The organism is Stenotrophomonas sp. HMWF023, assembly GCF_003060985.1.
Taxonomy (GTDB): Bacteria; Pseudomonadota; Gammaproteobacteria; order Xanthomonadales; family Xanthomonadaceae; genus Stenotrophomonas; species Stenotrophomonas lactitubi.
In genome coordinates, this window is sequence record NZ_QAIJ01000110.1 from 1 (window position 1) to 14,636 (window position 14,636).

The 14,636-nt window shown below is 66.7% G+C and carries 11 protein-coding genes; 7 read left to right on the forward strand and 4 right to left on the reverse strand.

Annotated features, from left to right (window positions below; translation table 11 throughout):
• On the reverse strand, positions 1 to 720 hold a 720-nt coding region (locus DBR20_RS05785; protein ID WP_108265516.1), incomplete at its 3' end, for a PhzF family phenazine biosynthesis protein.
• A 75-nt stretch (positions 721 to 795) separates the two neighbouring features.
• Here DBR20_RS05785 and DBR20_RS05790 point away from each other — a divergent pair.
• The 4 genes from DBR20_RS05790 (at position 796) to DBR20_RS05805 (ending at position 6,933) form a co-directional block, all read left to right on the forward strand.
• On the forward strand, positions 796 to 3,390 hold the full coding sequence (locus DBR20_RS05790) for a bifunctional aspartate kinase/diaminopimelate decarboxylase (protein ID WP_108265517.1): 2,595 nt from the start codon (positions 796 to 798) through the stop codon (positions 3,388 to 3,390).
• 90 nt (positions 3,391 to 3,480) lie between these two features.
• Positions 3,481 to 4,833 (forward strand): UDP-N-acetyl-alpha-D-muramoyl-L-alanyl-L-glutamate epimerase, encoded by a 1,353-nt coding sequence (gene murL / locus DBR20_RS05795; RefSeq protein ID WP_108265518.1) that lies wholly within the window; start codon positions 3,481 to 3,483, stop codon positions 4,831 to 4,833.
• Positions 4,814 to 6,223, forward strand: a complete 1,410-nt coding sequence (gene murD, locus DBR20_RS05800; protein WP_108265519.1) for a UDP-N-acetylmuramoyl-L-alanine--D-glutamate ligase — start codon at positions 4,814 to 4,816, stop codon at positions 6,221 to 6,223. Before murL ends, murD begins: the two co-directional genes overlap by 20 nt.
• Before the next feature lie 170 nt (positions 6,224 to 6,393).
• The gene (locus DBR20_RS05805) at positions 6,394 to 6,933 is read left to right on the forward strand and encodes a hypothetical protein (protein ID WP_108265520.1); all 540 of its coding nucleotides are present in this window, start codon (positions 6,394 to 6,396) and stop codon (positions 6,931 to 6,933) included.
• A gap of 109 nt (positions 6,934 to 7,042) precedes the next feature.
• On the opposite strand, the gene DBR20_RS05810 is transcribed toward DBR20_RS05805, so the two are convergent.
• Entirely contained in the window at positions 7,043 to 7,636 is a 594-nt protein-coding gene (locus DBR20_RS05810) for an SMI1/KNR4 family protein (protein WP_108265521.1), read from the reverse strand.
• A gap of 128 nt (positions 7,637 to 7,764) precedes the next feature.
• Between DBR20_RS05810 and DBR20_RS05815 the strand changes: the two genes are divergently transcribed.
• Positions 7,765 to 8,556 (forward strand): dienelactone hydrolase family protein, encoded by a 792-nt coding sequence (locus DBR20_RS05815; protein WP_108265522.1) that lies wholly within the window; start codon positions 7,765 to 7,767, stop codon positions 8,554 to 8,556.
• A 76-nt stretch (positions 8,557 to 8,632) separates the two neighbouring features.
• Here the strand turns inward: DBR20_RS05815 and DBR20_RS05820 are convergent, their stop codons facing one another.
• A complete protein-coding gene (locus DBR20_RS05820) occupies positions 8,633 to 9,631 on the reverse strand; it encodes a polyprenyl synthetase family protein (RefSeq protein ID WP_108265523.1) in 999 nt (332 codons plus the stop codon).
• A gap of 215 nt (positions 9,632 to 9,846) precedes the next feature.
• Here DBR20_RS05820 and DBR20_RS05825 point away from each other — a divergent pair, with 215 nt between their 5' ends.
• On the forward strand, positions 9,847 to 11,460 hold the full coding sequence (locus tag DBR20_RS05825) for an alpha-glucosidase family protein (RefSeq protein ID WP_108265524.1): 1,614 nt from the start codon (positions 9,847 to 9,849) through the stop codon (positions 11,458 to 11,460).
• A 91-nt stretch (positions 11,461 to 11,551) separates the two neighbouring features.
• Positions 11,552 to 11,812 carry a hypothetical protein gene (locus DBR20_RS21865; protein WP_146186955.1) on the forward strand — a complete coding sequence of 87 codons (261 nt, stop codon included), beginning with the start codon at positions 11,552 to 11,554 and terminating at the stop codon, positions 11,810 to 11,812.
• On the opposite strand, the gene DBR20_RS05830 is transcribed toward DBR20_RS21865, so the two are convergent.
• Positions 11,800 to 14,556, reverse strand: coding sequence for a TonB-dependent receptor (locus DBR20_RS05830; protein WP_181393025.1), 2,757 nt, complete (start codon positions 14,554 to 14,556; stop codon positions 11,800 to 11,802). The two genes, DBR20_RS21865 and DBR20_RS05830, sit on opposite strands and share 13 nt — an antisense overlap.
• Between the last annotated feature and the right edge of the window lie 80 nt (positions 14,557 to 14,636).

Here is a 14,636-nt window from a genome sequence, read left to right on the forward strand (position 1 = left end):
GCGCTGCCGCAGCCAAGCGCCGATCAGTGCATTGGCGCTGCCGGTCACCGGATCCTCCGGCACGTTGGGCGCATCGGCAGGGCAGAACGCGCGCACCACCAGGTCATGGTCGGCACCGGGTTCGAGCGCGAACACGGCTACGCCGAGCGCATCGGTGGCCATGCTCCAGTCGCGCAGGGCTGCCATGTCCGGTACCAGTGTGCGCACCGCATCGGCATCGCCCAGCGGCAGCAGCCACCAGCGCGGGCCGTTTTCCCACAGTTCGGCGCCCTGGCCCTCGGCGATGACGGCGCGCAGCGCTTCCGGGACGGCGCCCGGTGCTGTCGGCAGCAGGCGCGCCGCTGGGCTGGCCAGGCGGATGGTGGGCGCGTTGGCCGGGCCGGTGACCTGCACCGCCAGCAGGCCGGCCGCGCATTGCTGTACCAGGGCCCCGTCGCGTGGCTGCACCAGGCCGCAGGTGACCGCGGCCCAGGCGGCGCCCACGCTGGGATGGCCGGCGAAGGGCAGCTCGCTGGCAGGGGTGAAGATGCGGACGTGGTAGTCGGCGCCGGCAGCGGTGGGGCGCAGGAAGAACACGGTCTCGGACAGGTTCAGCCAGGCGGCAAGGGCCTGCATGCGGTCGGTGGACAGCCCATCCGCGTCGAACACGACACCGAGCGGGTTGCCGGTACCGGGGTGGTGGGCGAAGACATCGAGCTGCAGGTAACGGTAGGCGGTCATTGACGGGTGTATTGGGCTTAGAATCGAAGGTTCCGCCCCCAAGGGCGGCTTCCCCACATTACACATAGCCTATCCATGTCAGCTTCCCCCCTTGTCGATCGTTGGATCGTACTGAAGTTCGGCGGCACCTCGGTGTCGCGTCGCCACCGCTGGGACACGATCGGGAAGCTGGCGAAAAAACGGGCGGAAGAGACTGGCGCGCGCGTGCTGGTGGTGGTTTCGGCGCTGTCCGGGGTCACCAACGAACTGACCGCGATTGCCGATGGCGCGCCGGACAGCCGTGATCGCGTGGCGGCGCTGGTCGAACGCCACCAGGGCTTCCTGGAGGAGCTGGGCCTGGGCGCCGAGGTGCTGGCCGAGCGCCTGGCCGCACTGCAGGGCCTGCTGGACGACCCGCGTGCGCCCAGCCGTCCGCTGGACTGGCAGGCCGAAGTGCTGGGCCAGGGTGAACTGCTGTCTTCCAGCCTGGGCGCGGCCTACCTGCGCGCCAGCGGCCTGGATTTCGGTTGGATGGATGCGCGCCAGTGGCTGGACGCGTTGCCGCCGCAGCCGAACCAGAGCGACTGGTCGCAGCGCCTGTCGGTGAACTGCCAGTGGCGTGCCGATGCAGAATGGGCGCAGCGCTTCCGCGCGCAGCCCACGCGCCTGCTGATCACCCAGGGTTTCATCTCGCGTCATGCCGACGGTGGCACGGCCATTCTCGGCCGCGGCGGTTCGGATACCTCGGCGGCGTACTTCGGTGCGCTGCTCGGCGCCAGCCGCGTGGAGATCTGGACCGATGTGCCGGGCATGTTCAGCGCCAATCCCAAGGACGTGCCGGACGCGCGCCTGCTGACCCGCCTGGACTATTACGAAGCGCAGGAAATCGCCACCACCGGCGCCAAGGTGCTGCACCCGCGTTCGATCAAGCCGTGCCGCGATGCCGGCGTGCCGATGGCGATCCTCGATACCGAGCGTCCGGAACTGCCGGGCACCAGTATCGACGGCAACGCCGCGCCGGTGCCCGGAGTGAAGGCGATCAGCCGCCGCAACGGCATCGTGCTGGTGTCGATGGAAGGCATCGGCATGTGGCAGCAGGTCGGCTTCCTCGCCGATGTGTTCGGCCTGTTCAAGAAGCACGGCCTGTCGGTGGATCTGATCGGTTCGGCCGAGACCAACGTCACCGTGTCGCTGGACCCGTCCGAGAACCTGGTCAACACCGATGTGCTGGCCGCACTGTCGGCCGACCTGTCGCAGATCTGCAAGGTCAAGGTGATCGTGCCGTGCGCGGCGATCACCCTGGTCGGCCTGGGCATGCGCTCGCTGCTGCACAAGCTGTCGGACGTGTGGGCGACCTTCGGTCGTGAGCGCGTGCACATGATTTCGCAGTCGTCCAACGACCTGAACCTGACCTTCGTCATCGACGAGGCCGATGCCGATGGCCTGCTGCCGATCCTGCACGCCGAACTGATCGACAGCGGCGCGATGCCGGTGGAAGAGACCGAAGTGTTCGGCCCGCGCTGGCGCGAAATCGCCGGCACCGTGCGCCCGCGCGGTACGCCGTGGTGGCGTGGCCAGCGTGCGCACCTGCTGCAGCTGGCCGATGCCGGCACCCCACGTTACGTCTACCACCTGCCGACGGTACGGGCGCGTGCCCGTGCGCTGGCGGCGATCAAGCCGATCGACCAGCGTTATTACGCGATCAAGGCCAACAGCCATCCGGCCATCCTGCAGCTGCTGGAAGCCGAAGGTTTCGGCCTGGAGTGCGTGTCGCACGGCGAGCTGAAGCATGTGTTCCAGGCCATTCCGGAACTGTCGCCCAAGCGCGTGCTGTTCACCCCCAGCTTCTGCCCGCGCAACGAGTACGAAGCGGCGTTCGCGCTGGGCGTGACCGTCACTGTCGACAACGTCGAAGCCCTGCAGCGCTGGCCGGACCTGTTCCGCAACCGCGAGCTGTGGCTGCGCGTGGACCTGGGCCGTGGCGAAGGCCATCACGCCAAGGTCCGCACCGGTGGCAAGGAATCCAAGTTCGGCCTGCCGATCGCGCGCGTGGACGAGTTCGTGCGCGCGGCCACCGAGCTGGGCACGCGCGTGGTCGGTCTGCATGCGCACCTGGGCAGTGGCGTGGAAACCGCCCAGCACTGGCGCCTGATGTGCGATGAGCTGGCCGGTTTCGCGCGCCGTATCGGCAGCGTGCAGACCATCGACATCGGTGGCGGCCTGCCGATTCCGTACAGCGACGAAGACGAGCCGTTCGACCTGGATGCCTGGGCCGAGGGCCTGGCCGAGGTCAAGGCGCTGCACCCGGCATTCCGCCTGGCGATCGAACCGGGCCGCTTCCTGGTGGCCGAATCGGGCGTGCTGCTGACCCATGCCACCCAGGTAGTGGAGAAGGACGGCGTGCGCCGTGTCGGCCTGGATGCGGGCATGAACACGCTGATGCGCCCGGCCCTGTACGACGCCTGGCACGACATCGAAAACCTCAGCCGCCAGGGCGGTTACGCCGAAGCAGCGTTCGATGTGGTCGGCCCGATCTGCGAATCCAGCGATGTGTTCGGCAAGCGCCGCAAGCTGCCGGTGTCGACCGCGCCGGACGATGTGATGCTGATCGCCGACGCCGGTGCCTACGGCTATGTGATGTCCAACACCTACAACCAACGGGCGATGCCGCGCGAGGACGTGATCGAGTGATCGCCGCCTTCCGCGCCCTGCACCCGCCCACCGACACGTCCCGCGCCTGCGCGCGGGCACGTGCCTGACCGTGCTTGAACTGGATTCACCATGACTGCTTTCGATAAACACCAGGTTTCCCGCTTCCGCTTCGTCCGCTGCGAATTCGCCGCGGACACCGGCGTGGCCAAGCTGGTCTACGCCTTCGATGACGGCCCGGAGATGGTGGAAACCGTTACCGTGCCCGGCGCCCCGTTCGTGCTGGAGCCGGCCCGTGCCGACGCCGTGCAGCGCGCGCTGCGGCTGCTGCACCTGATTGCCGGTGTGAGCTACTACAAGGCCGGTGTGCCCGATACGGTCAGCATCGACAGCTACAGCATCGATGCCGATACCGCTGCGCTGGTGGAGACCATCTACCTCAACGGCCTGGGTGAGTTCGCCTACCGCAACGGCCTGAACCTGCGTGGGCGCTTCCGCCTGCCGGTGCAGGGCGAAACGGTGCAGGCACCGGTGCTGGGCCTGCAGGCGCATGCGCTGGTGGCCATCGGTGGCGGCAAGGATTCGCTGGTCAGCATCGAAGCGCTGCGTCGCGCCGGCGTGGACGAGACGGTGACCTGGATTGGTGGTTCGCAGTTGATCCGTGCCTGTGCCGAGCGCACCGGGCTGCCGACGCTGAACCTCGGTCGCGCGCTGGCGCCGGAACTGTTCGAGCTCAACCGCCAAGGCGCCTGGAACGGCCACATCCCGGTCACCGCGGTGAACTCGGCAATCATGGTGCTGGCTGCAGTGCTGCAGGGCGTGGACCAGGTGGTGTTCTCCAACGAACGTTCGGCCAGCTACGGCAGCCAGATTCCGGGCACCGGCGAGGTCAACCACCAGTGGTCGAAGGGTTGGGCGTTCGAGCAGGCCTTCGGCATGTACGTACAGAAACAGGTGGCCGCTGACCTGCAGTACTACTCGCTGCTGCGGCCGATGTCGGAGCTGGCGGTGGCCCGCCAGTTCGCCAAGAGCGATTTCTACGACGCGCATTTCTCCAGCTGCAACCGCAACTTCCACATCCTTGGCGAGCGCCCGGTGAACCGCTGGTGCGGCGTCTGCCCGAAGTGCCACTTCGTGTTCCTGGCGCTGGCCCCGTTCATGCCGAAGACCCGCCTGGTGCGCATCTTCGGCCGCAACCTGCTGGATGACATCGAGCAGGCCGGTGGCTTCGACGCGCTGCTGGAATTCCAGGACCACAAGCCGTTCGAATGCGTGGGCGAAGGCCGCGAATCGCGTGCGGCGATGGCGACCCTGGCGCAGCGTCCGGAGTGGAAGGAAGACGCGCTGGTGAAGCGTTTCTGCAATGAAATCCGGCCGCAGCTGGATGCGGCCGAACTGGAGCTGGCACCGTTGATGCAGCTGCAGGGCGAACATCGTATTCCGGCGACACTGTGGGAACGGGTGAGTGAAGATTTCGCAGCTTGAAGGCAAGCGCGTAGCGCTGTGGGGCTGGGGACGTGAGGGGCGTGCTGCGTTTGCGGTGCTGCGTGCGCGCCTGCCATCACTTGGCCTGAGCCTGTTCTGCCCGGCCGGCGAGGTCGAGGCCGCGCGTGCGGAAACGCAGGGCGCGCTGGATGTACTCGGCGAACCCACGGCCGGAGCACTGGCTTCATTCGAGGTGGTGATCAAGTCGCCGGGGATCAGCCCGTATCTGCCGATCGCGTTGGCGGCGGCCGGGCAGGGCACCGTCTTCATTGGCGGCACGGCGTTGTGGTTTGCCGAACACGCCGATGCCGATGGCACCGTGCGCGACACGATCTGCGTGACCGGTACCAAGGGCAAGAGCACCACCACCGCGCTGGTCGCGCACCTGCTGCGCGCAGCCGGGCATCGCACCGGTCTGGTCGGCAACATCGGCCTGCCGCTGCTGGAAGTGCTGGACCCGCAACCGGCCCCCGCGTACTGGGCGGTGGAGCTGTCCAGCTACCAGACCCGCGAGGTCGCACGTAGTGGTGCGCACCCGCAGGTAGCCGTGGTGCTGAACCTGTTCCCGGAACACCTGGACTGGCACGGCAGCGAACAGCGCTACATCGAAGACAAGCTGCAACTGGTGACCGGCGCCGCGCCGCGCGTTGCCGTGCTCAATGCCGCAGACCCGCACCTGGCCTCGCTGACGCTACCCGGCAGCGAGGTGGTCTGGTTCAACCAGCCGCAGGGCTGGCACATGCGCGGCGACATCGTGCATCGCGGCGAGCAGGCGGTGTTTGATACCCGCAACACGCCACTGCCGGGCCGGCACAACCGCGGCAACCTGTGCGCGGTGCTGGCCGCGCTGGAGGCGCTGGGCCTGGATGCGGTGGCGCTGGCACCGGCCGTGCAGGATTTCCGGCCGCTGCCGAACCGCCTGCAGCGGATTGGCGAGGCCGATGGCCTCACCTACGTCAACGATTCGATCAGCACTACGCCGCATGCCAGCCTGGCCGCGCTGGAGTGCTTTGCCGGCCAGCGCATCGCGCTGCTGGTGGGCGGGCATGATCGTGGGCTGGACTGGACTGACTTCATGCAGCACATGGCGCATGACGTGCCGCCGGTGGAGATCGTGACCATGGGCAGCAACGGCCCGCGCATCCACGCGATGCTGCAGCCGTTGGCCGACGCCGGCCGTTTCGGCCTGCATGCTGCTGTCGATCTGCCCGACGCGATGGCGCTGGCCCGTCGCGCACTGGGTGAGCTGGGTGGGGTGGTGCTGCTGTCACCGGGTGCGCCGAGCTATGGCGCCTACCGCGATTACGTTGCACGCGGGCGGCATTTCGCCGAACTGGCCGGGTTCGACCCGGACACCATCAGTGCGATTCCGGGGATCGGGATCGGCTGAGGGTAGTGCCGGCCGCTGGCCGGCAACCCGAGGTGCCGCATCCACGCATGGCGTGGATCTACTGTAGAGCCGAGCCATGCTCGGCTGCTTTTCATACCCTTTTGGGGAAGGTGCGCAGCAGGATGTCGTAGAGTCGAACTTGCTGCATCGATCGAAGCGGAGTCGCACCCATGTGCACTTTCATCACGCTGTTCCTGCCTACCGACTTTCCATATGAGAGAGCTGCGGCGATCCTCAAGCAGTCCGGTCGCACGCTGTCGGCGCAGGCGTCGGAAAGCTTGCAGTCCGTGGTCGGGGACGGTTGGCGGCCGTGGCTGACGACCGGGAGCTGTGATTGCGGTACCGCCTTGGCATCGGCGAAGGGAGTTGAGGCGGCAATAGGCCAGCACGACACAGAGCGTTGGCGGAAGAAGGGCTGGAGCGAGGCCAAGATCGCCCGTGCCCTGGCCGAGCAGTTGGCGCGGCATGAGCAGGATCGACAGCTGCGCCGGAATGAAGGCCTGGGCGATGCCGGCCAATGGCTGCAACGCATCGATGCCCTGCTGGGGGCCGGTGCCGCGCGCATCGGCCTGCTGGTTCGTGACTACGATGGTGCTGTGGGTGCCCGGCAGCCGAAGCCACCGGAACGTCATTGGTCGCGGGATCAGCTGGATGCAGCGGATCTGCTGGCGTTCGCGCCGGGCACGTTGCATTGGATCGAGCGCGGGTGAAACCGCCATCCACGCATGGCGTGGATCTACTGCCGGGGGTCGGAGGCTGCGGCGTCCATCAACGCATGCCGCATGTTTACTGTAGAGCCGAGCCCACGCTCGGCTGCCTTTATTGATCCTCGTCGATGAACGCGTATCCACCATCGATCAACTGCTGCAGGTAGGCATCGAAGTTCGGCGCGATGACTACGTAGCTGTCCGGATCATGCAGGTAGCGCACCACCTGGCCGACGCTGCCGCCCGGCGCGGGATCGAAATCCAGGTACAGCTTCGAGGTGCCGCCGTTGTTCGCACATTGCGAGAAGCACAGGCGGCGGTCCATCGGAAGATCGGCGTCGATGCCGTCGCCAAGGATCTCCGGTTCCTCTTCCAGCCATTCTTCGTAGATGGAGCGGATGCTGTCGTCCCACTGGTCCTGGTCTTCGAAGATATCCGCGACCGAGCTCAGGTAGTACGGATAGCGGCCGTCCCCGACATCCGAACCAAGCATCAACACGCAGACCTCACCACCAGGATATTCGCGGAAGTGCGTGCCATCCACCCGCGACAGCAATGCCAGCAGGCTGTCCGGCACCTTTGGCCACTGCGCGCGCAGGCCCTGCAGGTCTTCGGCGCTGGCGCCTTGGACATGCGCCCATTGCGCAGCGTCGTCGGCGGGCAGGCGCGGGATCAGTCCAGACAGAAAGCGTTCGACAAGGTTCATGCAGAGAGGGGACGGAGGGGGTCAGCGCGTATCCAACCACACCTGCGTCACGCAGCCAATGCAGAATGCGACGCGGGAGGGGCGATTACGGCTTAATCCCCTCCGTCCCCTTTTTCTGGAGCAGGCGCATGAACCGTTGGCGTTGCGGTGTGGCGATGGTACTGGGACTGGCGGCGATGCCAGCGTTTGCGGCGATGAAGACGCAGCCGGTGGAGTGGAAGCACCAGGGCACGACCTTCAGTGGCGTGCTGGTCTATGACGATGGCGATAACGACAAGCGCCCGGGCCTGGTGATGGTGCCGAACTGGAAGGGCGTGAACGAATCGGCCATCGAGAAGGCCAAGCAGCTGGCTGGCGATGACTACGTGGTGCTGGTGGCCGATGTGTACGGCAAGGGCGTGCGACCGAAGACCGATGCTGAGGCCGGTCCGGTGGCGACCAAGCTGCGCAATGATCGGCCACTGCTGCGGGCGCGGGCACTGGAGGCGGTCAACGTGCTGAAGGCGCAGGCGGGCAAGGCACCGCTGGACGCCAGCCGGATCGGCGCGGTGGGCTTCTGCTTCGGTGGCACCACGGTGCTGGAACTGGCCCGTGCGGGCGCGCCGCTGGCGGGCGTGGTCAGCCTGCATGGCGGGCTCGGCTCGCCCTTGCCGGCGCAGGCCGGCGGCAGCCATCCGTCGGTGCTGGTGTTGAACGGTGCCGACGACAGGAGCGTGACCGCCGAGGATATCGGCAGCTTCCAGAAGGAAATGGATGCGGCCAAGGTGGACTGGGAGTTCACCAACTACAGTGGTGCGGTGCACTGCTTTGCCGAGCGCGATGCCAACAGCCCGCCGGGCTGCCAGTACAACGAGCGTGCGGCGAAGCGGGCATGGAAGGCGCTGGATGAGTTCTTCGAGGAACGCTTCGAAAAGCGTTGAGGCGCCGTTTCCGCCGGGCATGGCCCGGCGCTACCAGATCGCGTGCGGTAGCGCCGGGCCATGCCCGGCGAAGCAATCAATGCGAACGCTGTACCGCGTAGCGGGCCAGGCCGCGCAGGGCGGCGACGGCATCGTTGTCGGCCAGGCCGTCGAGCGCGCGCTCGGCGTTTTCCGCATATTCCTCGGCACGGCGGCGGCTGTAGTCCAGGCCGCCGGTGGCGTGGATCGCGGCCAGCACGTCCGGCATCGCCGAGGCGTCGCCGTTCTGCACGATCGTGCGCAGGCGCTGGCGGGTGGCCTCATCCGAATGGGCCATGGCGTGGATCAGCGGCAGCGTGGCCTTGCCCTCGGCCAGGTCGTCACCCAGGTTCTTGCCCAGCTCGTCGGCGTTGGCCGAGTAATCCAGCACGTCATCGGCGATCTGGAAGGCGTAGCCCAGGTGCATGCCGTAGTCGTACAGGGCCTGCTGGGTGGCTTCATCGACGCCGCTGGCCAGTGCACCCAGGCGGGTGCCGGCGGCGAACAGCACCGCGGTCTTGCGCTCGATCACGCGCAGGTATGCCGCTTCGTCGGTGTCCGGGTTGTGCACGTGCAGCAGCTGCAGCACTTCGCCTTCGGCGATGCGGTTGGTGGTGTCGGCCAGGATCTGCATCACCGACATACGGTCCAGCTCGACCATCAGCTGGAAGCTGCGCGAGTACAGGAAGTCGCCCACCAGCACGCTCGGCGCGTTGCCCCACAGCGCATTGGCGGTGCTGCGGCCGCGGCGCAGGCTGGATTCGTCCACCACGTCGTCGTGCAGCAGGGTGGAGGTGTGGATGAACTCGATGATCGCGGCCAGCTGGTGGTGCTCGGGGCCGGCGCCGCCGACCGCATGGCCGGCCAGCATCACCAGCATCGGCCGCAGGCGTTTGCCGCCCGCGGAAATGATGTGGTCGGCGATCTGGTTGATCAGCACCACATCCGAGGACAGCCGGCGGCGGATCAGGGCATCGACGGCAGCCATGTCGGCTGCGGCAAGCGACTGGATCTGGGACAGGCCCAGGGCGGGACGGGTGTCTTCAGTGATGGTCATGCGATCAGGCTTTCAGGCTCATCCCTGATTATAGGCGTTGCCTGTGAATTCGGGAGGAAACCGGTTCCCAGGCCGCCGCTGCGGACCGCCGACCACGGCGTCTGGCGTGAATACGTATGCAGGCAGCGCCATCGTCGCGGGCCCCCGCTAAGCTTGCGGGAGTTGGTTTTCAGCCCGCTTGCAGCGGGTCCCGCATGCCCGGAGGGGGGCTGTCGATGTCGCACTATCCATGGTGGCGCGGAGCCGTCATCTACCAGATCTACCCGCGCAGTTTCCTCGACGCCAACGGCGACGGGGTAGGCGACCTGCCGGGCATCATCCAGCGCCTGGACCATATCGCCGCGCTGGGCGTGGATGCGATCTGGATCTCGCCGTTCTTCCGATCGCCGATGGCCGACTTCGGCTATGACATCGCCGACTACCGCGATGTCGATCCCCTGTTCGGCAGCCTGGACGACTTCGACCGGCTGCTGGCCAAGGCGCATGGTCTTGGCCTGAAGGTGATGATCGACCAGGTGCTCAGCCATACCTCGATCGACCATGCCTGGTTCCGCGAGAGCCGGCAGGACCGCAGCAATCCGAAGGCGGACTGGTATGTGTGGGTGGATCCGCGCGAGGACGGCACCCCGCCCAACAACTGGCTGTCGCTGTTCGGCGGCGGCGCCTGGCAGTGGGAACCGCGCCGCGAGCAGTACTACCTGCACAACTTCCTGGTGGACCAGCCGGACCTGAATTTCCACCACCCGGAGGTGCAGCAGGCGACCCTGGACAACGTGCGCTTCTGGCTGGACCGGGGCGTGGATGGCTTCCGCCTGGATGCGATCAACTTCTGCTTCCATGACGCGCAGCTGCGCGACAATCCGCCCAAACCGGCCGACAAGCGTGTGGGCCGCGGCTTCAGCGCGGACAACCCGTACGCCTACCAGTACCACTATTACAACAACACCCAGCCGGAGAACCTGCCGTTCCTGGAGCAGCTGCGCGCCCTGCTGGACGAGTACCCGGGGGCGGTGAGCCTGGGCGAGATCTCCTCGGAGGACTCGCTGGCGACTACAGCCGAATACACCCAGGATGGCCGCCTGCACATGGGCTACAGCTTCGAGCTGCTGGTCAACGACTACAGCGCGGCCTACATCCGCGACACGGTGTCGCGACTGGAAGCGGCGATGACCCAGGGCTGGCCGTGCTGGGCCGTGTCCAACCACGATGTGGAGCGCGCGGTCAGCCGCTGGGGTGGGCATCCGGCCGACCCGCGCCTGGCGCGGATGCTGGTGGCGCTGCTGTGCTCACTGCGCGGCTCGGTCTGCCTGTACCAGGGCGAGGAGCTGGGCCTGGCCGAGGCCGAGGTGCCGTTCGAGGCGCTGCAGGACCCGTATGGCATCACCTTCTGGCCGAACTTCAAGGGCCGCGACGGCTGCCGCACGCCGCTGCCGTGGATCGACGCGCCGCTGGCCGGTTTCACCACCGGCAAGCCGTGGCTGCCGATCCCGGCCGAGCACCAGGCGGCGGCCGTGGCGGTGCAGGCGCAGGATCCGCAGTCGGTGCTGTCGGCCTTCCGTGGCTTCCTGGCCTGGCGCCGCACCCAGCCGGCTCTGCTGCACGGTGACATCCGGTTCCTGGACAGTGCCGAGCCAGTGCTGCTGTTCGAGCGTATGCTTGCAGATGAAACTCTCCTGCTGGCCTTCAACCTGTCGGCCGAGGCGGTGACCCATCCGCTGCCGGCGGGTACCTGGCAGCAGGTGGCCGTACCGGGCCCGGATGCGGGTACGGTGCAGGGCAACGAACTCCAGCTGCCGCCGCGTGCGGTGTATTGCGCACGACGCAGCTGACCGATTTCTCCGGTGGCGGTACTTGCGGGGACGGGGCCGAAGCGCCCCGTCCCTTTTTTGTGGGCGCGGTTGCGGTGCAGGGCATCCACGCATGGCGTGGATCTACTGGAGAGGCGATGCTTCGGTGATCGGCATCCACGCATGGCGTGGATCTACCGGGGGCGACGTGGCGGTGATCGGCATCCGCACGTGGCAACGGTACGCCGATGTCAGTAGATCCACGCCATGCGTGGATGGGCTTTGCCGATCACCTGCCGGCACGCGCGCAAAAGAAAACCCGCTGCCTGCGCAGCGGGTTTCCGGTGGATTGCCGGCCAGCGGCCGGCACTACCGTGCAGGTCAGAACTTGTAGTTCACGCCCAGCATGTAGGTGCGGCCCCACTCGATGTATTCCAGTGGGCGATCCCTGGTGCCGGCGTAGGTGCGGTACGGCTCGTTGGTCAGGTTGCTTCCCTGCAGCAGCAGGGTCAGCCCACGCAGGCTGCTGCTGTCGCTGAAGGTGTAGCTGATCTGCGCATCGGTCACGTTCTCGCCCACGACATAGCGCAGGGTGCGGTTGCCGTTGAAGTTGCCGATCTCGCCGATGAAGTCCGAACGGCGGCGCTGGCTCACGCGTGCTTCAAAGCCACTACGCTCGTAGTAGGCAGTGAAGTTGTACACGCGCTTGGACAGGCCGGGCAGGCTGATCGGGTCGGTGCCCACGCTGGACGCGCTTTCCGGATCCAGGATCTGGATGTCGCTCTTGTTGAAGGTCGCGCTGGCCTGCACGCCGAAGCCACGCAGGCTGTCGGTCAGCATTTCCAGCGGGAACGACGCGGTCAGCTCCAGGCCCTTCAGGGTGCCGCCCTTGCCATTCACCGGAGTCGAGAACGTGCCGGTGGGCAGCACCGGCACCACCATGCCCGGCGGCGGCACATAGTCGCCCAGCAGGCCGGTGAAGTCGTAGTTGTCCACCGACTGGGTGTAGACGTAGCTCTTCAGGTCCTTGTAGAAGATCGCGGCGGCCACGTAGGCCTTTTCGCCGAAGTACTTCTCGTAGGACAGGTCGAGCGCGGTGGCGCGCCACGGATCCAGCAGCGGGTTGCCGCCACTGCCGCCGGGGCGACCGGTACCGGTATCCACGCCGAACTCCAGGCCCGCGCGCATCTGGTCTACGCGCGGGCGCGCGACCTGCTTGGCTGCGGCAAAACGCAGGGTCTGCTCGTGCGGGAACATGAAGGCCAGGTTCAAACTCGGTAGCCAGTCGTTGTACTTGCGGCCATCGGAGTAGGGCTGGATGTTGTTGCCGGCCGCCTGCGAGCTGTCCCAGTAACGCGAGTCCGAGCTCTGGTCGGTGTGCTGCATCTGCACGCCGATGTTGCCGCGCACGCCGACCACGCCGATGTCGGTGTTGATGTTCAGGCGCGCCCAGGCGGTGGTGATCTTTTCCTGCACCGTCCACGACTTGGGAATCAGGTAGTCGAGGTTGTCGACCGGATTGAAGGTCATGTAACGACCGACCGCGCCCGGCACGTTCCAGGCCGGGATGCTGCCGAGACCGGCGAAGCCGAGGTTGACCGGGCGGTACTGCAGGTCCGATGCGATGTTGGCATCGCCCTGCGCGCCCAGCAGGATGTTGCCTTCAGACTGGGTCTTCACCTTGCGGCGATCGGCATAGTTCACGCCGATATCGAGGTCCGGTGCCCAGGACGCAATTGCTTCGGGCAGGGCGATGGTCGCGGCCAGCTTGCCGCCCTTCAGGCGGTCTTCCACCTTCGGCACCTTGCCGTAACCAGAACCATAGATGGTATTGGTCAGGAACAGCGCGTCCGGGTTGGAGTAGTTCAGGCCCGGGCTGATCTGCGAGAAGCCATCCTGGCGGAACTGCACGCCGACCGTATCCAGCTGCGGCATCGGGGTCAGCTGCAGGTTGTTTTCCAGGTTCAGTTCGTCGCGGGTGGCCTTGGAATAGTTCAGGTCGGCGACCAGCTTGACGCTGCCGAAGGTGAACTCGTTGTTCCAGCCGAACGCATCGATCTTGTCCTTGCGCTTGTTGTACATGCCGCGCACCAGCGGGTACACGCCACTGGCGGTGCCACCGGTGAAGGTGCCATTGGCATTGACCTGCGGATTGCTGACCAGCAGGCCCGGGGTGTAGTTGCCGTTGTAGTTGCTGAGGTTGAGCTCGAACTGGTTGGCGGTGTCGATCTGCTCCGCCTCGGTATGGAACGCGTCGAAGGTGCTGGTCCAGCTGTTGTTCGGCCGGAACTGGATCGTGGCCATCACGCCGTCACGCTTGTTGTTGCCGGTGCGGCGCAGCGCCTTGATGCCGTCGGTGAAGTAGGTGCCAGCGGCAACACCCGGGCGGTTGCCGTTGGTGGTGTGTTCGGTGGTCCATGGCTCGTACAGACCGACCTGGTTTTCCTGGATCGGCATGTCGCTGTGCGCGTAGCCGATGGCGATGCCGAGGGTCTTGTCCAGGAACTGGTCGATGTAGCTGGCGCTGAAGCGGTTGCCGTACGGATCGGTGTCGGCGGCGCGGCCAAGCGAACTCTTCTGGTAGCGGCCGCTGATCGCGATGACACGGTCGGGGAAGCTGAGCGGACGTGCGGTCTGCATGTCGATGGTGCCCGACAGGCCTTGGCCGACCAGCGCCGCATCCGGGGTCTTGTACACGGTCACGCCGTTGACCAGCTCGGACGGGTACTGGTCGAACTCGACGCCGCGGTTGTCGCCGGTGCTGACCACTTCACGGCCGTTGAGCAGGGTGGTGGCGAAATCCGGCGACAGGCCGCGCACGCTGATCACCTGCGCACGACCGGCCACACGCTGCGCGGCAAGGCCGGGCAGGCGCGAGATCGATTCGGCGATGCTGACGTCGGGCAGCTTGCCGATGTCTTCGGCGGAGATCGCTTCAACTACCGAGGTGGCGTCCTGCTTGGTCGCGATGGCGCTTTCGATGCCGCGACGGATGCCGGTGACCTGCACGGTATCCAGGTTGGTGGCGGCGGTGCCGGTCGGCGGGGTGGTGGTCTGCGTGGACTGTGCTGCTGCCAGCGACGGCGTCAGTACGACGGCCAACGCGATGCTCAGCGCACTGCGCTTGTGGTTCAACATTTTCCCCTCCCAGGCAATGTTGTAGTGCGATTCGTGGTCGTCCCGATGCTGTCGAGGACGTGCGACGCGGTGGCCGCTGT

Coding starts and splice junctions, on each gene's coding strand:
- DBR20_RS05810 (WP_108265521.1), bottom strand. CDS start 7,636: ATGAACCTTGTCGAACGCTTTCTGTCTGGACTGATCCCGCGCCTGCCC.
- DBR20_RS05805 (WP_108265520.1), top strand. CDS start 6,394: ATGTGCACTTTCATCACGCTGTTCCTGCCTACCGACTTTCCATATGAG.
- murL (WP_108265518.1), top strand. CDS start 3,481: ATGACTGCTTTCGATAAACACCAGGTTTCCCGCTTCCGCTTCGTCCGC.
- DBR20_RS21865 (WP_146186955.1), top strand. CDS start 11,552: ATGGCGTGGATCTACTGGAGAGGCGATGCTTCGGTGATCGGCATCCAC.
- DBR20_RS05790 (WP_108265517.1), top strand. CDS start 796: ATGTCAGCTTCCCCCCTTGTCGATCGTTGGATCGTACTGAAGTTCGGC.
- DBR20_RS05815 (WP_108265522.1), top strand. CDS start 7,765: ATGAACCGTTGGCGTTGCGGTGTGGCGATGGTACTGGGACTGGCGGCG.
- DBR20_RS05825 (WP_108265524.1), top strand. CDS start 9,847: ATGTCGCACTATCCATGGTGGCGCGGAGCCGTCATCTACCAGATCTAC.
- DBR20_RS05820 (WP_108265523.1), bottom strand. CDS start 9,631: ATGACCATCACTGAAGACACCCGTCCCGCCCTGGGCCTGTCCCAGATC.
- DBR20_RS05830 (WP_181393025.1), bottom strand. CDS start 14,556: ATGTTGAACCACAAGCGCAGTGCGCTGAGCATCGCGTTGGCCGTCGTA.